The sequence below is a fragment of the Clostridium sp. CM041 genome, from assembly GCF_055081035.1.
Genome location: NZ_CM143648.1, coordinates 2,915,965 through 2,937,445, shown reverse-complemented (window position 1 = coordinate 2,937,445; position 21,481 = coordinate 2,915,965). Strand labels below are relative to the sequence as shown.

Genomic DNA, 21,481 nt, shown 5'->3' with positions numbered 1-21,481 from the left:
TTATATATTTTTAATCTGCTTTTTGAGTTTATAAATTATATCGCGAAGCTGCGCCGCTCTTTCAAAATGTAAATCCTTAGCTGCTTGCTTCATCTCATTTTCATACTTATCCATTAACTTTTTAGTTTCATCGTAATTCGCATCCATTGCAGCTTCAAGGGTTTCATATACCTCTTTATCTTCCGCAACTGTTATAGATCCGATTACTTCCCTAATATCTTTTACAATAGTGGTTGGCACTATATCATGCTCTTCATTATATTCCATCTGAATTGCTCTACGCCTTGTAGTTTCATCCATAGCCTTTTTCATAGACTTTGTAATTTTGTCTGCATACATTATTACCTTGCTCTCTGAATTTCTTGCAGCTCTTCCTATTGTTTGAATTAATGAGGTTTCAGAACGTAAAAACCCTTCTTTATCTGCATCGAGTATTGCAACAAGAGCTACTTCTGGAATATCTAATCCTTCTCTCAAAAGATTTATACCTACTAGCACATCAAAAGTACCTAGCCTAAGATCTTGGATAATTTTCATTCTTTCTATGGTATCAATATCTGAATGTAAATATGTAATTTTCATATTCATTTCTTTAAAGTATTTAGTCAAATCTTCTGACATTTTTTTTGTAAGGGTCGTAACTAAAATCCTAAAGCCTCTTTTTATTGTTTCCTGAATACTCGCATATAAATCATCTATTTGCCCCTTAACAGGTCTTATAACTATTTCAGGATCCAATAACCCCGTAGGTCTTATTACTTGTTCTGCCACATTCTCACTATGCTCTGCTTCATAAACGTTTGGAGTTGCACTTACAAAAATCGTTTCATTCATTGTACCCTCAAACTCCTGAAAAGTTAGCGGTCTATTATCATAGGCTGACTTAAGTCTAAATCCATATTCAATTAAATTAGTCTTTCTTGATTTATCCCCACCAAACATAGCTCTAACCTGCGGAAGAGTTACATGGCTCTCATCTATAAACATTAAGAAATCCTTAGGGAAATAATGCATCAATGTTTGAGGTGCTGTTCCAGCAGCCCTACCATCTAAAATTCTAGAATAGTTCTCTATACCAGTACAGTAACCAACCTCTCTCATCATTTCAATATCATAGTTTGTTCTTTGCTTAAGTCTTTGTGCCTCTAAAGCTTTATCCTCTGAAGTAAGCTCCTTCAACCTCTCCTCAAGCTCCTGCTCTATTTGAGCTATGCCAAGTTCTAATTTATCCTTGGATGTAGCAAAATGGGAAGCGGGGAAAATAGATACATGTTTTAGGGTTCCAATAATCTCTCCTGTAAGAGAATCAAATGATCTAATCCTTTCTATCTCATCTCCAAAAAACTCTACCCTAATTCCTTCACTTGACGACGAAGCAGGGAATATATCTATAGTGTCACCTCTCACTCTAAAGGTTCCGCGAATAAAATTAATATCATTTCTTTCATACTGTATATCTACTAAATGTCTTATTACTTCATTTCTATCCTTTTCCATGCCAACCCTTAATGACACTGTAAGTTTTTTATACTCCTCGGGGTTACCAAGTCCATATATACATGAAACCGAAGCCACCACAATAACATCGTTACGCTCTAGTAATGCCGATGTAGCTGAATGTCTTAATTTATCAATATCATCGTTAACAGATGAATCTTTTTCTATAAATGTATCCGTCTGTGCAATATAAGCCTCAGGCTGATAATAATCATAATATGAAACAAAATACTCAACACAGTTATCAGGAAAAAATTCTCTAAACTCTGAGCAAAGCTGTGCTGCTAAGATCTTATTATGAGCAAGCACCAATGTAGGCTTTTGAACCCTTTCAACAATATTAGCCATGGTAAAGGTCTTTCCTGACCCCGTTACTCCTTTAAGAGTTTGAAACTTTTTACCTTCTTCAATTCCACGCACAAGGCTATCAATTGCCCGTGGTTGATCTCCAGTAGGTTCAAACTTTGAATGTAACTTAAACTCATGCATAAAATCACCGCCTTGTATTCCTTTTTCTGAACATTTGTTCGTTACCTCCATTTTAACTATAAATTTTTCATATGTCAATATATCCTATACTAATTCACAAAAACTATTCAACTACTATAAATTAAAAAAATCTAAAGATTATAATTAACACCATTCATAGTTCTTCCAACAATACTTCTTGCTAATTTACCATTAAAAATTTTCATTAGTTGCATTTTATTCTAAATTATAAATATAGATACTATATATATATATAATCACCTATTTGCATATAGACAAAATTAACAATTAATATTAGTTGATTCTCATTAAATAATAATATACTGCATAAAAAAAATATTTTAAATGGAGGAATTGTTGTGAGTATTATGAATTCTGTAGAAAAAGGTGTAAAATCTAAAATCATGGAGACTTTAATTAATTATCTAGAAAAGAACCCAGAAAGAAATGTTGACAAAATTTTTGATACTATAAAAAAACTAATAAAAGATGAGTCTCAACTAAAACAAATAGATTTTGTCTATAGTTATTACAAGAGTAACCCACCAACACATGAATATATACAAAATATATTAACTAATACAGACACAAAGTGTCTTAAGAAATTGGTTACTAATTTCTTTGCAAATGCAAATTGGTATGCTGGTGCAAAACGCAGCAAATTTTTAACTGATGAAGATACAAAAATACCATTTGTTTTGCTAATAAGTCCATCTATGAGATGTCCTTTGCACTGCGTTGGATGCTATGCATCTAATTATAGTAAGGATACTGATATTCCACCTGTAGAAGTAGAGAGATTAATTAAAGAAGCAAGAGATTTGGGGATATACTGGATAATAATACTTGGGGGTGAACCTTTCTATAATGACTATCTGCTCGATATATATGAAAAATTTGATGACATGATGTTCTCCCCGTTTACTAGTGGCATTCTTATAACTGACGAAATTGCCAATAGGATACAAAAATGTTCAAATGTATTCCCAATGCTCTCGATTGAAGGCTTTGAAGAAGATACAGAAGCAAGAAGAGGAAAGGGTACATTCGCAAAAGTTATACATGCTATGGATATGCTTAAAGAAAGAGGAGTTTTATTCGGAGTTTCAACATGTGTTACAAGAACTAACATAGATGATGTATTATCTGACAAATTTACTGATATGCTAATTGAAAAAGGTTCTAAATTAAGTTGGTATTTCTTGTTTATGCCGGTAAGTTCACATCCACAGTTTGGTATGATGCTTACACCAGAGCAGAGAATAAGACTTGGAAGAAGAACTAATGAAATAAGAACAACAAAACCATATTTTACAATTGATTTCTTTAATGATGCTCCACTAGTAGGGGGATGTATAGCCGGCAAATACTTCTTTCATATCAATTCGAAAGAGGATGCAGAACCATGTATATTTGCACATTTCTCAACAGTTAATTTAAAGGGAAGACCATTAATTGACGCTTTTAGGGATCCTTTCTTTAAAGAATTAAGACATAGACAGCCCTATAACAAAAATATGTTAAGGCCATGTATGATGATAGATAATACCAATGTAATAAGAGATGTATGTCAAAAGGTTGGCGCTAAACCAACTGATGCTGCTGGAGATGTTATGCTTAATTACAAAGAATTCCATGAAAATATTGACAAGGTTGCAAATGCTTTTACACCTTATGCCGATAAAGAGTGGAAGGAAACTTTTAATGAAAAAGGAAATGATGAATTATCAAAAGGTTAATAGTGTAGTCCGTATGAACTTTCTCCTGCGTGATTCCAAATAAGAGGTTGAAACGTGAAATTCCATTAAGTAATTCTAATCTTTTCGAATATAAAATTCCCTGGCGCTCACATTCGGCGTCCTGTCTCAGGTTCGCTAGCCTGACTTCCTGTCAGGCTCACGAGAATTTTATATTGGAAAAGAAGAATTTCTAAATGGAATTTCAATGTTTCTGCTTCTCTTATTTGGAGTCACTTCCGGAGAAAGTTCATACTATTATGCATATCTATATCCACATTGTTTTTCTCAAGCTGTTTCATATATAATAAAAAAGAGAAAAGTATATATTATTTATTAATACAGTATAAGTAATATATACTTTTTCGCACAAAAATATTTGTTATAAGCCTGGTAGGTTGGGATTATCTTGTGAAGGAATTTAACGACATTTCAGCTCCGCAGGAGATGAGTTAATACAAAATTTATAGAAAATACACAAAACAAACAAAATAGACATTATATTGACACCTCGTTGACACCCTCAATTGCTATGATTAAAAGATAGAATCGATAAAAATAAATTAATGAGGAGATATTAAAATGAAAATTATATCTATAAAAAACAAAATTCTATCTGGCTCACTAACAGTTGGAATACTTTTATCATCTGCCAGTACAGCTTTCGCAGCGACTTCTAACCCATTAAACATTGATAGAAAAGCTTCTTTAACAACTGAATGTAAAAAAATAGATACTAAAATAAAACAGGGTTTAGGCGCAAATGTTGAAAACCTTGTAACTGCTAATACTATAACTCAAACTGATGCCAATAAAATTAAAGCTGTACTAAATAGATCTGAAGGTTCCGAAAAAACTAAAGCTATTACTACTCAAGGAAGTAAACTATATATGGATAGTAACAAGATAACTCATATAAATCCTCTAACATCACTTGTAAGTAATGGGACTATAACTCAAGCTCAAGCCGATAAAATTATACTGAAGCAATTACACCTATACCACACTAGGGTGTTACATAGTTTACTTTAAAAATCCACTCAATATGAACTTTCTCCTGCGTGACTCCAAATAAGAGGTTGAAACGTGAAATTCCATTAAGGAATTCTAATCTTTTCGAATATAAAATTCCCTGGCGCTCACATTCGGCATCCTGCCTCAGGTTCGCTAGCCTGACTTCCTGTCAGACTCACGAGAATTTTACATTGGAAAAGAAGAATTTCTAAATGAAATTTCAATGTTTCTGCTTCTCTTATTTGGAATCACCTCCGGAGAAAGTTCATACTATTATGCATATCTATATCCACAGGTTGGATGAAATCCAAGGGCAGAAAAAAAAGTTATCCACATTATTTACCACAAGTTGTTTCCTATATAATAGAAAAGGAGCTTGCCAAGGGTATTTAATATTTAAACAAATATACTATATTCATACATTAAATACAATATAAAGTTGAAGAGGTGACTGTTTTGGATGTTGACATTAAACTAGATTCAAATTTCAAAATTCCTAAACTTATAATTTATACAAGTGAAATTACAAGCCAAAAATCTATAAAGGAGATAACTTTAAGTTACCTCCTTTATAGATTTTATTATTCTGCTTTTACAGTAATCCTGACTAGAACCCTCATTTGCCTTTAAGATTAAAATCTAAAACTTTTGACAACGAATTTATGTCTCCTTTAAATGGGAAATAAAGTACTTTGGTTTCATTTTCAAAAACCATAAAAAATGGCGTGTCATTTTCGGGTATAATTATATAAACTTCATTTATAAGTGCGTTTAAACATTTTCTTTGTACCTTGACAACGGGGTCAAGCGGAATTTTAATTGCATAACCATCATCTGTAAGAGGATCACTTTTAGCATAGATATTATCAACATTCTTTATAGAGCTTGCAACCATATTATGAATTTCTGGATTTAACTGGACTACTTTCACCACCTTTTCTTGCTTTGGATCAAAAATTTCAACATATTTTAATCCTTCAGCACGAACCACTGTTGAATTAAACAACATAATAAAGAAGAACATAACTGACAGTATTTTTTTAATCATAAACATCACCCATTTATTAATGTTCCCATAATGAATTGTAGTTATGTTACAGGGATTTATTTAATAAAAAATTTTTAAAATTTATTTATCTAAAATCACCGCTTTTGAATATTTAAGAAACCCCTCATCCATATTTAAAACTATCATTCCTGTTTCATTCAAATATTCAACATATGACCTAAGCATTCTTACTATTGTTGTATATCTATATTTGCTTTTTACATTAATATTAAAGCTTATAATAACAGCATTTAGGATATCCTCCATTGTCATAGTACCATCTATGACATTATATATTCTTAATGCTCTATCCTTATAAAAACTTATATTGTCAGCTATAAGTCCTGTAATATCATCAAATATACCTTTGTGTGCCACTACATATTTGCTATATTTTAGATCATAAAGTTTTAATTTACTTAACAAATCCACACTCAGTATATAAGCGTAAGGCATTTTAGCCCCCCTCATGACTTCATAGCTTATGAGTGAATCTCCCAAATACGCAACATCATCAGGAGTAGTAATGCATATATGTGCAGGACTGTGCCCTGGTGTATGAATAATTTTAAATTTAACACCACACACAGTTACGCTATCTTGGTTATCCAAAATCATAATATCTGTTTCACAAACCATATCTCCAAAATGCTCTAGAACATCGGATAATGTTTGGCTACTGTAATAGAGCTTTAGATTAACCGTTGAACTGCAAATAAGAGCTTCATAGGATGGCATAGCAATAATACAGTTATATTTTTCCTTCAAATATGCATTATTTCCTACATGGTCTATATGAGCATGACTGCAAATTATGGCGACTACCTTAAAGTTGTTTTTTAAAAGAAGCTCATCTATTCCTTTTCTTTCTCCTTGTGCCCATCCTGAATCCAACATAATAATTTCTTCATGATTAATTTTATAAAAAGGTATGTATGTCATTCCAGTATCAATACAAAATGTATTTCCCTTTATTTCTTTTATCTCCATATATTCACTTTCTTCCTTTTATACTCATTTATGTGATTACCTATTAATGGCTATGTATCTAATATATAATGTAATTGAAAACATTATAACAAAATACCTTAGATTTCTCTAAGTCATTTTGTTATTTTATAAACTATTATTTTACTAAAGTAATACGTTCCAGTGTTAAAAAACTGTATGGTGTTGTTTTATCATCATCAATATAACCAGTTTCTTCTTCTCTAATATTCCACTCCAAATAATTCAGCTCTGGGAAGAATACCTCAGCATCATATTCCTTATGCACTTTTGTTAAATGTATTTTACTACAATGGGGCAATAATAACTTATAAATCTCTCCTCCACCTATAACAAAATATTCTTTACTGTCTTCTAAAGCCTCTAATAATTCTTCCTTAGAATTTAAAACAGTAACTCGTTCATCATTTACTACAAAATTCTTATTTTGAGTAATAACTATATGGTGTCTTTGAGGAAGAATACCCGGAAGAGACTCAAATGTCTTTCTTCCCATTATAATAGTATTTCCACTTGTAATCTGCTTGAATCTTTTTAAATCTTTTGAAAAATGCCAAAGTAATTTATTATTTTTCCCTATAGCAAAATTTTCTCCAATAGCAACAATACACGTAAGCATTATACAGCCACACTCCCCATATTTATTTTCCCAAGGTGTTTATAATCTATTAGTTTAACATCTTCAGGTGTAAAGTCATAAAAGCTTTTAATTTCTGGATTAATCCAAATCTTAGGTGCTTCTAAAGCTTCTTCTTTTCTTGAAATCTGTAATTTTAAACCTTCAATATGATTTTCATATACATGTGCATTATTTATAACATGAGTAAATAATCCTGCTTTGAGTCCTGTAACATGTGCTATCATATGAACTAATGATGCATATTGACTTGTGTTAAATGGAATTCCGAGGGCCGTATCTCCAGACCTTTGTATTAACATACAATTCAGCCTTCCATCAGTTACATCCCACATAGTTAAAAAACAGCAAGGTTGAAGCGCCATTTCAGGAAGATCTTCTATATTCCATAAGTTCATCATCATTCTTCGGTCTTGAGGATTCTTTTTTAAAGCCTCAATAAGTGTATCAATTTGGTGATACTTAGCTATTTGAAACCCATACGCCTTCCCTATTGTGCCATCTTCCAAAGCCCATTCATCCCATATATGTACATTTTGTTCTTGAAGTTTTTTAACATCATTAGATTGGTCTTTGAAAATCCAAAGCAATTCTTTTACTGCAGTTTTAAATGCAACAAATTTAGTCGTTAATATTGGAAATTCTTCTTCTAAATCAAATTGCATAATTTGGTGAGGAAGTTTTAAAGTTGCAACCCCAGTACGATTTTGGTCATAATATCCTTTTTTAATAATTTTCTCTGCCATTTTAATATATTGTCTATCCATTTCATTTGACATAATTTATCATTAGTGAGAAAGTATCCATTAAGTATCCAAGCCCACTAAATATTCACTTCCTTTCTATATTTCTTTTTTATTATATAGCTCAACCCTTATTTAGACTTTTTTAATATTAACGACTCTTTTTTCCCATTCCACTCTATCTTAACTAACATATCCCTATCAGTAGCTTTTGGAAGTCCTGCCGTCAGTTTCAATTTGCCAGCATGCACCTTACTATTATGATTTTTAAATTCGCCACTTTCTCCTTCATTATACGTATCTATAGAGTACTTAACATCTTTTACCAAATTACCATCTATCCCAGTGTACTTAAATGTATAATATGTGTCATGTGAGTTTTCATTACCATCGATTTTATACCCTACAGCCCAATTTGGACTCTTACCTTCATACTTAATTAAAACATCTTCAATGTCTAAACGTAAATTACTTGCAAGTCTAGAAAGTGCTTTGCAATTACTTTTGTCATTAGGATTTATAACTATATAATGTAAATAATTATATATAAGTTCCCTCTTTTCAGTAACAGCTTTCCACCTACTATTAGTTGTATTATTTTCTGATATACAGGAATTAAGTTCATTTATCGCGTTAAATAATTCATTACTATTCTCAACATTAGCATACGAAGTCGAATTTAATAAATTCAAAGCTGTATGTAGGTTAGATGATGCCATTATATAATAATAATTTTTTTCATTCTCGTTTAGTTTACTATAGTCCTGTGCAAAACAATATTGGGCGTCAGATAAACTGAATATAAATGATTCAGTCGCAGTTTTTTCTTGCTGCTTTAAACTAAGAAAATTATAAGCCCCAAATATCAAACTAATTATTAAAGCTATTATTAATAGATGCTTTTTCTTCATTAGAATTTCACCTTTCATACAAATTATATTTTATATTTTAGAATCTAAACAAAGAATTTTTTTTAATATTATGATATATTAAGTTACAATTGAGTTTTAATTATAACATAAAGTATGCCTTTATATCATACATACTCTTCCCTCATCAAAACAACACACTTGTCATTTTTTTATAAATAAAAATTGTTGATTCGTGTTTTTAAATTTTATTTTAAATTGCTTTGGCTATAAAAGATATTATATGTGCTGCTGGAACTAATAAAAGCTGGGCTAAAATAGTACCCACTATTAATCCTCCAACAATAAATATTATACATCTATCAAATTGCAATTGACTACATTCTCCTTTTAGTACATCGTCTGTCAGAATCGATATATATGGATCTACGAATATAACCATAAGTATTGCTGCCATGCCCGTTATCACACCTGATAATGTACTGCATGTACTTCTTAGTTCTGGATTTAAACATCCTGCATACAATGATGCTAAAACACCAACAGTTGCTATTGAAAAGGCTATGGTGTTAATTAAAACTATTTTCTTAGGTATCATTTTAAAACTTTTAAATTGTCCCAAATTTTCTTTTCTAGGTTTTGTAACACTACTTTTAAACTGCTCTATTCCTGATTTTGAAAACGAGTGTAATAACAATTTAGCTATAGAACGATTATAACTAAATGATTCTACAAGTTTTCCAAAAATTTTTATAAATGTTGGCATGAGTGCTGCGCCAATAATTGTTGCTATTGTTGTAGAAAATAGAATCCATCTAAATGTAGATAATAAACTTTGAGGGTCACCGGCTTTTATAGTCTCTTCAATCCTTTTAGCTAGTAATGGTGCTTGTACTGTATTTGCAGTTCTAGAAATTAACGAAAAAATATTAAATACCGCAAAAGATACCGCTATTCTTCCCGTTCGTACACCAACAATTCTTACAGAATAGGCCAGTGTTGAAATTATGGAAATGATAACCGTAAGAATTAAAACAATTATTACTTGTTTAGACATATACTCCCCTCCGTCTTCCTTAATTTTTCTTAATATACTATTACGTCTTTGTTTCATTATATCGAATTTCAATAAACATTTCCAATATCATTATCATTAAACATGTATATGATATAATATCTAAATGTGTCTTAAAATCATAAATGGGTAAGGAGATATACATTTGGAAATTATAAAGTCAGTTTTCTATTTTGTGCTAGCAGGTATATTTGAAATAGGCGGAGGATATCTTGTTTGGTTATTTTTACGCGAGGGTAAAAGTCTTTGGTATGGAATTGTAGGCTCGATATTATTGATATTATATGGCATTATTCCTACACTACAGCCTCAAAATGCTAACTTTGGCAGGGTATATGCAACTTATGGGGGAATATTTATTGTCCTTTCAATCTTGTGGGGATGGAAAGTTGATAACGTACTCCCAGACAGATTTGATTTAATTGGCGGAGGCATTGCACTAATTGGGGTTATTATCATTATGTATGCTCCAAGAGGATAAAAAAAATTATTGTCTTTTTTAATAAGCATCAAAAAAATTAGTGCAGTTTCTTATTATCTTAAATTTTTCTTTTGAATTCTTTAAGGATATGAGAAACTCCAAGCCCCAGAAACCCACCTGCTGTTGCCCACATAAAATTCCCTGTAACACATCCAATGGCTGTTCCTAACATCATACAACCAATCATTAGCCTATCATATTCTTCACCTTCATCTTAATCATCTACACTATCAGTGCACCCTATATTTTTATCCTTTACTAGATCATCTAACGTTATTTCAAATAAATCACTCAATATTATCAGTTTATTTATCTCTGGATATGTTTGCCCAGATTCCCATTTCGAAATTGACTGACGAGATACCTTTAATAACCCTGCTAGTTGTTCTTGTGACAAACCTTTTTCTTTTCTTAACGTTTGCAATTTTTCTGAAAAACTCAACTTCATCACCCCACCTAAATAATACCCTAACATCAGCTAGCATACTAGCAATTTCCATTTGCTTTCTTGTCAACTTACGGTTGCAATTACTATAGCAACCTAAAAGCGACTGTTTGTTAATATAATTACTCTTCGCTAATACCGTTTTTCTCTTACTCTCTTCATGGTAATAATTACTCAAAAGTAACTGTACCCACTAAAATTAAAAATGGAAAGAGCATAATGTGGATTTTTAGACTTAATTCTTTTTCTTAGAGAATGCTAACAAAAGTATATATTGCGTAGAATGCGTTCGAACACTTAGCGACGTGAGCGCATTTCAGCAATATATACTTTTTGTTATAGCATTCTCTAAGGCTCTGAAATTTTTAAATTATTAATGTGCAATCCCTGAATCAACCTTTTGCTTTGAATTAATGTAAATACTAAGGTCTTCTATAATATATTCTCTTCCAGTGGTATGCAAAGCTTCATAGCTCGCATCAATATAATCAAAAACACGATATCTGTTAAAAAACTCTAAAGCTTCCTTGCCTTTTAAACCTTTTTCATTTTTATAATTTTCTATACAATATACTAAAAAGTCTAATTTTTGTTCCATTTTATGCCTCCTCTGGAAAAATAATTTTACCTGTTTTTATTTCTTCAACATAGAGACTATAAAGGGTAGGCACACTTAAATGCCAAACTTTCGTCTCCTCTTGCTCCAGCTTTTCATAAAGCTTTGATGAATAAAAATTATTTAATGCATCCTTATCAGAAATATTCATCTCTTTGGCAATTATTTGTACCAAGCGAGATACGATCACTTGTAAAATAGCTTGAAATTCTTTCGATTCACTCATCATATATCCTCCTCTATATCAGTATTTAACTGACCAATATAATGCAAATATGTCAATGCCTTCTCTGTACAAAAGGTAACTTGATCATATAATTTTTTAATCTTCAATCTCTTGAGAGTTTCTTCTCTATCCAAGAGTCCTGCTTCATACAAACTGAAAACCCTATATATAGTATCATCAGCTACTGCTCCAATTATCACATCATACTGTTTTCCGCTATACATACCCTGTCTATTAGAAAAAACAAAATCCAGCCAGTCTCCATCAGGCTCATCGAATTTTAGCACTTCAACTATATTTTTTATGTTGTCAAAATCAATCTCATACATACTAACTACTTTAGTTTTACTATCATTTCTAAGCATTACTTTATGGGCAAAACTTATTGCCTGATTTTTATTTGTTGTTGTATAAAAACCTGTACCAAAATCCAATGTTCGTTTTGGTGTTAATAAAATAGGTCTCTCAACAATCACATTGCTACCATGGTATACAATCATACACGTCCTCCTATAACCTTTTGTATTAATCTATTTTCTTTTTTTAACTCAGCAAGTATATTTTTAATAATATATACAACTTATAATAAAATCATAACATGTTTTCTACATATTAGCCACAATATATTTTACTAATAATGGGAGTTACATACCGTAACAAAGCGAAAAATTTAATGATTCTCTTAATCATTGATTTTATTGATACCATACGCATCGGCGATAATAAAAAATATAATATTGATTTTAAAATTAGATCTTTTTCTTAGAGAATGCTAACAAAAGTATATATTGCGTAGAATGTGTTCGGACACTTAGCGACGTGAGCGCATTCCAGCAATATATACTTTTCGTTATAGCATTCTCTAAGAAAAATTTAATACTGATCTTTATGTTTGTCTTTATCTCTATTCCTTATCTTTCAATATAAACAGCTCTTCAACTCTAACATCTAAATACTTTGCTAACCTCATAGCTAATTCTAATGTTGGATTATACTTATCATTTTCTATAGCTATAATTGTTTGGAGAGTAACCCCTAAATTATTAGCCAATTCCTCTTGCGTTAATTTATAACTTTTACGATGTTCTTTGATGCTATTTTTCATGATATTTCTCTTTGAAGTTGTGAAGTATTATCCCTTTAGCTATGTTATAAATAATGAATACCACTCCAATTATTATAAGAGGTAATCCTAATTTTCCACTAATGAAAATGTCAATAACAGCCCATATGATAATAAATATATTAATATAAAGAAAAGTTACACTGATAGCTTTATCTGATACTTTCCGCTCCCTTTCATCCATAAATCTGAATCCAGCAGTTCCACTAATTAATGATTCCCTCTTTCCTCCAAAACGCTTATTGAATATTGCTTGAGCAGCAAACATAAACAAAATTTGTGTATTCACTATAAAGGCTATAAGTGGATCAAGTGAAATTGAAACATAAATAGAAGAGTTAAATAAATATAAAGGTGGCATCAATATTAAATTCTTATACATAATTGATAGAATACATAAAACCGATATACCCAGTATTTCAAATAAATAAGTATAGCGAACTGCAATGCGTTTAGAGTTTTGTACACGCTCATCTTCTCTTAAAATCATTTCTAAATCCCTCCTAAATGTTAATACATCTTTACATTTTATTGTAATAATATTTAGATAAATGTCAATGTTTTTTTACATTTATTACCTTTAACAACATTTCATAAGGAAAGTCTCCCACTGCTATAATATATTCTCATCCTGCATATGTGTCATTGATTGCAGTGGAATTGAGAATTTTTAAATATTAGAAATTCTTTTTTTTAAAGTGGTTGGAGGTATGTAAAACAGTTCTAATAATATAGAATTTGTTTTATTTAAGTCTCTTTAATTGTAACGGAAGTACTGCTTGGACTTCCGTTACAATTAAAAAAAGCCTATTTTAAAGGCCTTTCAAAAAATTCTCCTTTAAAATAAAGCTTAACTTAGTACCACCAACAAAATATAATATTCTTTTATCTATAAACCACCATATAGATAATCAAAGATAAAGTTGGTAAAAGTAAAAGTATATTTATTATATTAAAAATATAATCTTTTTTATTCTCATATTCTGCATTTTTAAAAAATTTATTTTTTAGTAACGAATACACAATTACGAATACAACAATTAAAGTAGTATGGTTATATCGAAATTGTTGCCAGGTGGAAAATAAAATTAACGATAAACATACTATTGTACTGATTTTTTCAAAATAATATTTTTTTTTCATAGTCGCCTCACTAAAATCAGTATTTATTAACAATAATAAACACCTAATTTAATTTAATTTTAACTAATTTTAACATATCTAAAGTATTTATTCAATATCACTCTTTTGAGATCATTTTTATCATTCAGGCTTTACTAAGAGATAAAATAATAAGTATGAAGTTTCTCCGGAATGACTTGCAATAAGAAACGACAAAACTATTGAAATTCAATTTAGAAACCCTTCTTTTGCGAGCATAAAATTCTTGTAAGCTTGCACAGGAAGTGCAAGCTAGCGAACCTGAGGCAAGACGCCGAATATGAGCGTTAAAGAATTTTATATAAGCAAAAGATTAGAATTTCTTAATGTAATTTCTAGTTTTTAGTTCGTTTGCAAGGCACGTAGGAGAAACTTCATACTTTTTCTATTTCTTATCCTTTTCTTTATTTCTCACTTTATTCATCACATCTTTAAAGGTTTCATTATCCACTTTTACTATAGCAGTATCTTTTGGTAACTCCCTTGGTACAATAACTATTCCTAGTCTTTTGTCTCCAGCCATACTGCTATAACTAGTATCTTTTAGTTCTCCAGAAGGTTTTTTAATTTTAAGATTTATTGAATTAAACTTCCCTTTAACTATGTTAATAAGTTCTTCTTCATCCTCTATTTTATGCTTATTCATCTGCACTATTAAATCTCCACTTTGAATCCCCATTTCAAAAGCAGGAGACTTAGGCGCTACTTCCAGCACCATAATTCCCTCTTCACTACTCATAAATTTTGGTTTTAAAGTTAGCTCCATGTATTTTTCTAGTCGTAGCATTGCCTCATGCAATATAGCTGCAAATATCAAAATAAATAATTGAAAAGCTGTCCCTAATACTGATAATTGTGATACAGCTGTTAGCGCTATACCATAAGTAAGTACTAATGCTCCCGAAGTAAGCGCCTTCCTTTTCTTAAGCTTTGTAAATGTAATGCTGCTATATCCAATAACTCCATACAATGCCATAGAAGCTATAACAGAGTTTTTTACAATTCGATTGACTATATCCCCTTTTATTAAACCCTTCCACTCAGTCATCATGAAGTTCTGCCCAACCGCTAATTCTGATGAAGACGCGCTTAAAAGTATAAGTAAAGCAATTGGTAGTGCCCAATATCTTTTCAAGGCGAACCCACCAATAATTTTTTGATCTCTATTAGTAAACACAGGAATAGCTCCTCTTGACCCATCTATCATTACTAAGATTCCCTCTATAATATGTAATATTCCGATCAATGTCATTAAAGTCAGAATATCTATGTTTATAATATTCAATTGTGGCATATGTAATGTACTTGATGCATATTTAAACACCAGGCTCACCATTCCCAGAACTGCACCAGAATAAGAAAAACAAATATATCTAGGCTTAAATGCCATAAAAAATAACGACACCATAAACAATAAATAAACATTTGAATTTTCATCAAAAACTAACCCTGAAAATGTAAATAATAGACTTGCTACAGCACCGGCAAAAATTCCTATTACAATTTGAGATATAGTTAGTTCAAAAGGTGAATCTAAACTTTCTCCAATTATCATTTTCTGCATAGCTGCAGTCTTCTTATTTTTATTATAAAAAATTATTGCGATTATTATTAAAATAAAAGAATTTGAAGGGTCGACAATTGCAAACGCAACTGCTCTTAAAGTATGTATTGCAATTTCCATTGATTAAAATTCTCCTTTCATATCACTATGAAACACGTAATATTATAAGCTATTAAAATGTAGTCAAATCATCACCTGCGGTGCTCAATATTAACGACTCCAGAAGGTGATTTATATTCCCACTGAACTTCTATTTGTTATAATATATAACTTACGATTATAGAAGTAGGAGACTTCCCTTCTGAAATGTCGTTAAAAACCAAGTATCTACCAAATTCATTGGTAGATACTTAAATAGATACTTTTATTTTATTATTTGATTTTATCTTTAGCTATCTCTAAAGCTTTTTTAAACTGCGGATCTAAAGTTCTATCATATGGTTTCTCTTTAAGTTCTTGTGGATACACAACCGGCACTTCTGGTTTTATTCCAATATGATGTATATTCTCACCACTTGGAGTATAATATTTTGATATAGTAATTTTTAATGCTGTACCATCATCAAAACCATCAATGCTTCTGTAAAACATCCTTTGAACTATGCCTTTACCAAAGGTTTTTTCTCCCACTAAAGTACCAACTTTGTAGTCCCTTATAGCACCTGCAAAAATTTCTGATGCACTTGCTGAACCTTCATCTGTTAATACTGTTAATGGCATGCCTATTGCGAGGCCTCCTTTAGATTTATCTTCAGTTTTCCTCTTATTCTTATCTATTGTAGATACAATAACCTTTCCTTTAGGTACAAAGTTAGATGTTAAATCTACAACCTGATCTAAAAGTCCGCCAGGATTTCCTCTTACATCTACTATTAGACTCTTCATACCCTTATCTTGTAATTCCGATAATTTGCTTTCAAAATTCTTAGCAGTATTCTCATCAAACATTGTAAGCTGAATATACCCAACCGTACCTTCTAGCATTTCGCCTTTAACTGTTATCAAGTCGATCTTAGCACGTTTCATACTAATGTCAAAACTACCTTTTCCTTTTCGATTAATAGTTAAGGTAACTGACTCATTTGCTTTGCCCTTCATCATTGTAACAGCTTTTTCTAGTTCTTTTCCAGAGACTTCTGTTGAATTAACCTTTTCTATAACATCTCCAGAAATTAATCCTGCTTTTTTAGCTGGTGATCCATCAAAGGGTGCAATTACAACTATCTTATCGTCTTTAACTCCCACTTGTAATCCAAGGCCAGTATAAGCTCCTTGTGTTTGAGAATTAAAGTCTGAAAACTCTTTTTTGTTCATAAAAGTTGTATAAGGATCCTTTAGGGAATCAGTCATGCCCTTTATCGCTCCTTCAACTAAAACATCATCACTAATTTTGCCATCATAGTACTCATACAATTTATTTCTGACTAAAAATAGTTTTTGAAACTTTAATACCTGGTCATAAGCTTCTCTGCCAATAGCTACTTTTCCATTTGGAATACCGAGTGAAATTTGAGTTGAGACAAATAAAGTTATGGTATTAGTAATAAGTACTAAAACTATAATCCATATAATACACTTCATTTTCTTTGCTTTAGGTTTTCCACTACCATTTTCTAAAACTCTAAACTTTTCAGGCTTATTTTCATCGCCCATTTTATACACCTCTTTATTATTCACTATATATTATTCTCTATATATTATCTATATATTCTCTATATATTATTTATGTAAATATAATATATTTATAACACTAATAAGAAAATAAATAGATTTAAAGACATTTCAGAAGGATAGTTCTCCCTTTCTATAAGTATATGTTACATACTATAATAAATACAGAAATTTAGTGAAATCATAGATCTCCTTTTGAAGTCGTAAAAGCATCTTCTGCGAAGCTGTGCAGATTCGCAGAAGATGCTTTTATACTATACAATCAAGAATTTTCTTATTGATATAGAACTTCCTATGGCTCCAATAACTAAGCCACCCAACATAAATTGCCATAAAGTAGTACTTAATATCATATGAGGGTTTATAAGAGTCGCTCCTAATAATCCATTAGTAACCTTTAAGAAAGCCATTTTATAAGCATAATATAGTAATCCAGTAGAAATAAGTGCTCCTACTAAACCTAAAATCATACCTTCGATAATAAATGGCCATCTTATAAACCAATCCGTAGCACCAACAAATTTCATAATACCTATTTCTTTTTTTCTAGAGTAAACTGTAAGTTTAATTGTGTTTCCTATTAAGAATAAAGAAACAGTTATTAAAACTGCAAATAATGCAATTCCTATTATTTTAAGAGTATTTGTTATCTTTACAATTTTATCAACATATTGTCTGACATCTTTAATTTCCTCTATGCCTTTTAATCCTGTAGCATTCTTAACCACATCATTTATTACTTCAGGTTTGGTAACACTTACAACATATGCAGTCGGAAAAGGGTTTTTGTTTTTCTCTTCAAATCCTTGTACTAAGGCTTGGCTATCTTTCCCAAATTGTTTCTTTACTTTTTCTAGTGCATCGTTCTTATCTTCGAACCTAACATCTGTTACTCCCGGTGTTTTGTTTAAAGCATTTTCAACAGCTAATTTATCTGCTACTGTTATATCATCCTTAAGATAAATTCCCACCTCTAACTTAGCTCCTAGTTCTTGAACTCCTGCGTTAACATTAAAAACAATTAATAAAAACACCCCTAGAATAAATAGAGTAGCTGCCACCGTAGCCACTGACGCTATACTAACGGTTCTATTTCTTTTTAAGCTTTTTAAAGCGTCCATAACAAAATTTTTAATTGTACTAATCTTCATAACCGTATCTTCCCCTTTGCTCATCTCTAACTATAACACCTTTTTCTATAGCTATTACCCTCTTCTTCATAGAGTCTACTATATTTTTTGCATGTGTTGCCATAACTACTGTGGTACCAGCCTTGTTAATATCATTTAAAATATCCATAATACCTAATGCAGTTTCAGGATCTAAATTTCCTGTTGGTTCATCCGCTATTAGCAAAGTAGGATTATTTACTATAGCTCTTGCAAGTGAAACCCTTTGTCTCTCTCCACCTGAAATCTCATGAGGAAAAGCCTTATATTTTTTTGATAATCCAACTAAATCTAAAACATAAGGTACTTTTTTCTTAATATCCCTTGCAGAACACTCTGTAGCCCTTAGTGCAAACGCAACATTTTCATAAATATTTAAAGACTCAATTAATCTAAAATCTTGAAAAACCACTCCAATTTTTCTTCTATGATAGGGCACCTTTTTCCTAGGTAATTTTGTTATATCCATATCATTTATAATAATACTTCCTGTAGTTGGTTCTACCTCTTTTAAAAGTATCTTAACAAAAGTAGATTTGCCTGCTCCACTAGGACCTACAATGAATATAAATTCCCCTTTTTTAATAGTTATGTCAATATTCGACAAAGCCGTTACATTGTTATCATATATCTTAGTTACTTTTTTAAATTGTATCATATTAAACTCTCCTTACCATACTTATGTAATTTGTTTCATTAAATTCATCAATAACATTATAACATACTGATTAAGCCTGTAATAATTTATAATATAAAATTTCCGTGAATATTATAAATATTATAAATAAATCGCTCGTTATGATTTCTTAAAAAACAAAGTTTATTATAGTTAAACAATATTATCCTATAAATTATTTAGAGACTTTTATACATACGCGCATAAAAGTCTCTAAAATTATTTTAAGGAAAGACCCTTTTTAAGAGCTTTAACTATTTCATCTGTAGTTAATCCATATGCTTTTAAAAGTTCTTCTGGCTTACCACTCTCACCAAAGGTATCTTTAATTCCAACTCTCATAACTGGTACTGGATGATTAGTCGTAACAACCTCAGCTACTGCCGATCCAAGTCCGCCTATAATGCTATGTTCTTCAGCGGTAACAATTAATCCAGTTTCGCGAGCTGCAACAATAATTGCCTCTTCATCAATAGGTTTAATAGTGTGTATATTAAGTACCCTAACCTTTATTCCTTCCTCAGCCAATATGTTATAAGCTTCCAAAGCAGCATCTACCATAATACCTGTAGCTATTATAGTTGCATCATGTCCTTTTCTAAGCGTTACAGCTTTCCCCAATTCGAATTTGTACTCTGGATCATCATTTATTGTGCAAACACCTGATCTTCCGAGCCTTACATAGCAAGGTCCGTGGTACTTTATAATAGCCTTTATAGCAGCTTCCGTTTCAACATCATCACTAGGGCTTATCACTACCATATTTGGTATACTTCTCATTAAAGCTATATCTTCTATTGCTTGATGAGATGCTCCATCTTCTCCTACTGTGAGTCCTGCATGCGTTGCGCAAATTTTAACATTTAATTTCGGATAACAAATAGAGTTTCTTATTTGTTCAAAAGCTCTTCCTGCTGCAAATATAGCAAAAGTACTTGCAAAAGGAATTTTGCCACAAGTAGCAAGTCCTGCAGCTACGGACATCATATTTCCTTCGGCAATACCCATATTAATAAATCTTTCTGGAGCCACTTTTTTAAAGTCTGCAGTTTTAGTGGATTTAGATAAATCCGCATCTAAAACAACTATATTTTCATTTTCTAATCCTAATTTGGCTAAGGCTTTACCATAAGCTTCTCTTGTTGCAACTTTACCCATTATACAGTACCTCCAATTTCGTCTATTGCTTCTTGGCATTGTTCTTTACTTGGAGCGCTTCCGTGCCAACTAGCTTCATTTTCCATGAAGGATACACCTTTACCCTTTACAGTTTCGCAAATTATAACTGTTGGTTTTCCTTTTGTTTTTTTAGCTTCTTCTATAGCATTTTTAATTTGTACAAGATCATGTCCATCTATAGAAATAACGTTCCATCCAAAAGCTGCAAATTTAGCATCTACTGGATCAGAACCCATAACTTCCGAAACCTTACCATCTATTTGTAGTCCATTATGATCTACAAAAGCGGTTAGATTATCAAGCTTGTAGTGTGCAGCTGACATAGTTGCTTCCCAAACTTGACCTTCTGCAAGTTCCCCATCTCCAAGTAGTGAATACACTCTGTATCCTTTTTTATCTAGTTTACCAGCCAATGCCATTCCTACTGCAGCAGAAATTCCTTGGCCTAAAGAACCTGTAGACATATCTACTCCTGGAATAGTATTCATATTAGGATGTCCTTGAAGCATTGATCCAAGTTTTCTTAGTCCCATTAATTCACTTTTATCAAAGTATCCTTTTCTAGCAAGCACGCTATATAATGCTGGTGCCGCATGCCCCTTTGAAAGTACAAATCTATCTCTGTCTGGATCATTCTTATTTTCTGGACCCGCATTCATCTCATTAAAATATAAAGTAGTTATGATTTCCACAGCAGATAACGATCCACCTGGGTGCCCAGACGCTGACTTTGTAACCATAGTTACGATATCTTTCCTAACTTCTTTAGTAATTGCTTTTAATTGTTCTAATGTTTTCTCCATATGTCTCCTCCTAATATTGCTTTGGTGTAGATAAGAACCAATAATTGTTATCTACCTGTATTCCTATTTATCTTATTTAATTATTATAACATAATTTTTAAACCTTTTATAAAATACAATAAAAAAGAAAAAGTATATATTACTATTAATGCATTCGCTTCCCTAAGAACTACTAATTTTATTTTAAATTAATCTACTAAAAAACATAAACTCGCTATTTCGCTCAAACATATGTTTTTCTTAACGCATCT

22 protein-coding genes are annotated in these 21,481 nt (G+C 31.2%); 3 read left to right on the top strand and 19 right to left on the bottom strand.

The features are described from left to right. Complete coding sequence (uvrB, locus tag ACWJJT_RS13885) at window positions 1–1,986, bottom strand: excinuclease ABC subunit UvrB (protein ID WP_462955126.1); 1,986 nt, start codon at window positions 1,984–1,986, stop codon at window positions 1–3. Between the two features lie 359 nt (window positions 1,987–2,345). Between uvrB and ACWJJT_RS13880 the strand changes: the two genes are divergently transcribed. Beyond that, a complete protein-coding gene (locus ACWJJT_RS13880; protein WP_462955125.1) occupies window positions 2,346–3,725 on the top strand; it encodes a radical SAM protein in 1,380 nt (459 codons plus the stop codon). A 579-nt stretch (window positions 3,726–4,304) separates the two neighbouring features. After that, a complete protein-coding gene (locus ACWJJT_RS13875) occupies window positions 4,305–4,754 on the top strand; it encodes a hypothetical protein (protein WP_462955124.1) in 450 nt (149 codons plus the stop codon). A 598-nt stretch (window positions 4,755–5,352) separates the two neighbouring features. Here ACWJJT_RS13875 and ACWJJT_RS13870 read toward each other — a convergent pair. The 6 genes from ACWJJT_RS13870 to ACWJJT_RS13845 form a co-directional block, all read right to left on the bottom strand. Further along, window positions 5,353–5,784 carry a hypothetical protein gene (locus tag ACWJJT_RS13870; RefSeq protein ID WP_462955123.1) on the bottom strand — a complete coding sequence of 144 codons (432 nt, stop codon included), beginning with the start codon at window positions 5,782–5,784 and terminating at the stop codon, window positions 5,353–5,355. Window positions 5,785–5,865: 81 nt separating this feature from the next. After that, a complete protein-coding gene (locus ACWJJT_RS13865; protein ID WP_462955122.1) occupies window positions 5,866–6,774 on the bottom strand; it encodes an MBL fold metallo-hydrolase in 909 nt (302 codons plus the stop codon). 136 nt (window positions 6,775–6,910) lie between these two features. Then, entirely contained in the window at window positions 6,911–7,411 is a 501-nt protein-coding gene (locus ACWJJT_RS13860; protein ID WP_462955121.1) for a dihydrofolate reductase, read from the bottom strand. Further along, window positions 7,411–8,196, bottom strand: a complete 786-nt coding sequence (locus ACWJJT_RS13855) for a thymidylate synthase (protein WP_375294772.1) — start codon at window positions 8,194–8,196, stop codon at window positions 7,411–7,413. Before ACWJJT_RS13855 ends, ACWJJT_RS13860 begins: the two co-directional genes overlap by 1 nt. Before the next feature lie 107 nt (window positions 8,197–8,303). Beyond that, on the bottom strand, window positions 8,304–9,083 hold the full coding sequence (locus tag ACWJJT_RS13850; protein ID WP_462955120.1) for a hypothetical protein: 780 nt from the start codon (window positions 9,081–9,083) through the stop codon (window positions 8,304–8,306). A gap of 211 nt (window positions 9,084–9,294) precedes the next feature. After that, entirely contained in the window at window positions 9,295–10,098 is an 804-nt protein-coding gene (locus ACWJJT_RS13845; protein WP_462955119.1) for a lipid II flippase Amj family protein, read from the bottom strand. 163 nt (window positions 10,099–10,261) lie between these two features. Here ACWJJT_RS13845 and ACWJJT_RS13840 point away from each other — a divergent pair, with 163 nt between their 5' ends. Further along, the gene (locus tag ACWJJT_RS13840) at window positions 10,262–10,597 is read left to right on the top strand and encodes a YnfA family protein (RefSeq protein WP_216302625.1); all 336 of its coding nucleotides are present in this window, start codon (window positions 10,262–10,264) and stop codon (window positions 10,595–10,597) included. Window positions 10,598–10,811: 214 nt separating this feature from the next. On the opposite strand, the gene ACWJJT_RS13835 is transcribed toward ACWJJT_RS13840, so the two are convergent. The 12 genes from ACWJJT_RS13835 to ACWJJT_RS13780 form a co-directional block, all read right to left on the bottom strand. Then, window positions 10,812–11,039 carry a helix-turn-helix domain-containing protein gene (locus ACWJJT_RS13835; RefSeq protein ID WP_462955118.1) on the bottom strand — a complete coding sequence of 76 codons (228 nt, stop codon included), beginning with the start codon at window positions 11,037–11,039 and terminating at the stop codon, window positions 10,812–10,814. A 376-nt stretch (window positions 11,040–11,415) separates the two neighbouring features. Then, complete coding sequence (locus tag ACWJJT_RS13830) at window positions 11,416–11,640, bottom strand: DUF3791 domain-containing protein (RefSeq protein WP_216302624.1); 225 nt, start codon at window positions 11,638–11,640, stop codon at window positions 11,416–11,418. Between the two features lies 1 nt (window position 11,641). Continuing rightward, a complete protein-coding gene (locus ACWJJT_RS13825) occupies window positions 11,642–11,884 on the bottom strand; it encodes a hypothetical protein (RefSeq protein ID WP_216302623.1) in 243 nt (80 codons plus the stop codon). Next, entirely contained in the window at window positions 11,884–12,384 is a 501-nt protein-coding gene (locus ACWJJT_RS13820) for a DUF3990 domain-containing protein (RefSeq protein ID WP_462955117.1), read from the bottom strand. Before ACWJJT_RS13820 ends, ACWJJT_RS13825 begins: the two co-directional genes overlap by 1 nt. Before the next feature lie 404 nt (window positions 12,385–12,788). Then, entirely contained in the window at window positions 12,789–12,989 is a 201-nt protein-coding gene (locus ACWJJT_RS13815) for a helix-turn-helix transcriptional regulator (protein WP_462955116.1), read from the bottom strand. Continuing rightward, the gene (locus tag ACWJJT_RS13810; protein ID WP_462955115.1) at window positions 12,979–13,497 is read right to left on the bottom strand and encodes a hypothetical protein; all 519 of its coding nucleotides are present in this window, start codon (window positions 13,495–13,497) and stop codon (window positions 12,979–12,981) included. The genes ACWJJT_RS13815 and ACWJJT_RS13810 overlap by 11 nt, the downstream gene beginning before the upstream one ends. Before the next feature lie 1,056 nt (window positions 13,498–14,553). Beyond that, window positions 14,554–15,852: a PDZ domain-containing protein gene (locus ACWJJT_RS13805; RefSeq protein ID WP_462955114.1), complete on the bottom strand. Its 1,299-nt coding sequence runs from the start codon at window positions 15,850–15,852 to the stop codon at window positions 14,554–14,556. A gap of 252 nt (window positions 15,853–16,104) precedes the next feature. After that, on the bottom strand, window positions 16,105–17,313 hold the full coding sequence (locus ACWJJT_RS13800; RefSeq protein WP_462956781.1) for a S41 family peptidase: 1,209 nt from the start codon (window positions 17,311–17,313) through the stop codon (window positions 16,105–16,107). 344 nt (window positions 17,314–17,657) lie between these two features. Further along, on the bottom strand, window positions 17,658–18,554 hold the full coding sequence (ftsX, locus tag ACWJJT_RS13795; RefSeq protein ID WP_462955113.1) for a permease-like cell division protein FtsX: 897 nt from the start codon (window positions 18,552–18,554) through the stop codon (window positions 17,658–17,660). Next, window positions 18,544–19,230, bottom strand: coding sequence for a cell division ATP-binding protein FtsE (ftsE, locus tag ACWJJT_RS13790; protein WP_462955112.1), 687 nt, complete (start codon window positions 19,228–19,230; stop codon window positions 18,544–18,546). The genes ftsX and ftsE overlap by 11 nt, the downstream gene beginning before the upstream one ends. A gap of 237 nt (window positions 19,231–19,467) precedes the next feature. Further along, entirely contained in the window at window positions 19,468–20,406 is a 939-nt protein-coding gene (locus ACWJJT_RS13785; protein ID WP_462955111.1) for a transketolase family protein, read from the bottom strand. Next, window positions 20,406–21,230: a transketolase gene (locus ACWJJT_RS13780; protein ID WP_462955110.1), complete on the bottom strand. Its 825-nt coding sequence runs from the start codon at window positions 21,228–21,230 to the stop codon at window positions 20,406–20,408. The genes ACWJJT_RS13785 and ACWJJT_RS13780 overlap by 1 nt, the downstream gene beginning before the upstream one ends. Window positions 21,231–21,481 lie beyond the last annotated feature (251 nt).

What these genes read in the sequence shown, in the direction of transcription:
- uvrB (WP_462955126.1), bottom strand. Translation starts at nt 1,986, where the DNA reads ATGCATGAGTTTAAGTTACATTCAAAGTTTGAACCTACTGGAGATCAA.
- ACWJJT_RS13875 (WP_462955124.1), top strand. Translation starts at nt 4,305, where the DNA reads ATGAAAATTATATCTATAAAAAACAAAATTCTATCTGGCTCACTAACA.
- ACWJJT_RS13870 (WP_462955123.1), bottom strand. Translation starts at nt 5,784, where the DNA reads ATGATTAAAAAAATACTGTCAGTTATGTTCTTCTTTATTATGTTGTTT.
- ACWJJT_RS13865 (WP_462955122.1), bottom strand. Translation starts at nt 6,774, where the DNA reads ATGGAGATAAAAGAAATAAAGGGAAATACATTTTGTATTGATACTGGA.
- ACWJJT_RS13860 (WP_462955121.1), bottom strand. Translation starts at nt 7,411, where the DNA reads ATGCTTACGTGTATTGTTGCTATTGGAGAAAATTTTGCTATAGGGAAA.
- ACWJJT_RS13855 (WP_375294772.1), bottom strand. Translation starts at nt 8,196, where the DNA reads ATGGATAGACAATATATTAAAATGGCAGAGAAAATTATTAAAAAAGGA.
- ACWJJT_RS13850 (WP_462955120.1), bottom strand. Translation starts at nt 9,083, where the DNA reads ATGAAGAAAAAGCATCTATTAATAATAGCTTTAATAATTAGTTTGATA.
- ACWJJT_RS13845 (WP_462955119.1), bottom strand. Translation starts at nt 10,098, where the DNA reads ATGTCTAAACAAGTAATAATTGTTTTAATTCTTACGGTTATCATTTCC.
- ACWJJT_RS13830 (WP_216302624.1), bottom strand. Translation starts at nt 11,640, where the DNA reads ATGGAACAAAAATTAGACTTTTTAGTATATTGTATAGAAAATTATAAA.
- ACWJJT_RS13825 (WP_216302623.1), bottom strand. Translation starts at nt 11,884, where the DNA reads ATGAGTGAATCGAAAGAATTTCAAGCTATTTTACAAGTGATCGTATCT.
- ACWJJT_RS13820 (WP_462955117.1), bottom strand. Translation starts at nt 12,384, where the DNA reads ATGATTGTATACCATGGTAGCAATGTGATTGTTGAGAGACCTATTTTA.
- ACWJJT_RS13815 (WP_462955116.1), bottom strand. Translation starts at nt 12,989, where the DNA reads ATGAAAAATAGCATCAAAGAACATCGTAAAAGTTATAAATTAACGCAA.
- ACWJJT_RS13810 (WP_462955115.1), bottom strand. Translation starts at nt 13,497, where the DNA reads ATGATTTTAAGAGAAGATGAGCGTGTACAAAACTCTAAACGCATTGCA.
- ACWJJT_RS13805 (WP_462955114.1), bottom strand. Translation starts at nt 15,852, where the DNA reads ATGGAAATTGCAATACATACTTTAAGAGCAGTTGCGTTTGCAATTGTC.
- ACWJJT_RS13800 (WP_462956781.1), bottom strand. Translation starts at nt 17,313, where the DNA reads ATGAAGTGTATTATATGGATTATAGTTTTAGTACTTATTACTAATACC.
- ftsX (WP_462955113.1), bottom strand. Translation starts at nt 18,554, where the DNA reads ATGAAGATTAGTACAATTAAAAATTTTGTTATGGACGCTTTAAAAAGC.
- ftsE (WP_462955112.1), bottom strand. Translation starts at nt 19,230, where the DNA reads ATGATACAATTTAAAAAAGTAACTAAGATATATGATAACAATGTAACG.
- ACWJJT_RS13785 (WP_462955111.1), bottom strand. Translation starts at nt 20,406, where the DNA reads ATGGGTAAAGTTGCAACAAGAGAAGCTTATGGTAAAGCCTTAGCCAAA.
- ACWJJT_RS13780 (WP_462955110.1), bottom strand. Translation starts at nt 21,230, where the DNA reads ATGGAGAAAACATTAGAACAATTAAAAGCAATTACTAAAGAAGTTAGG.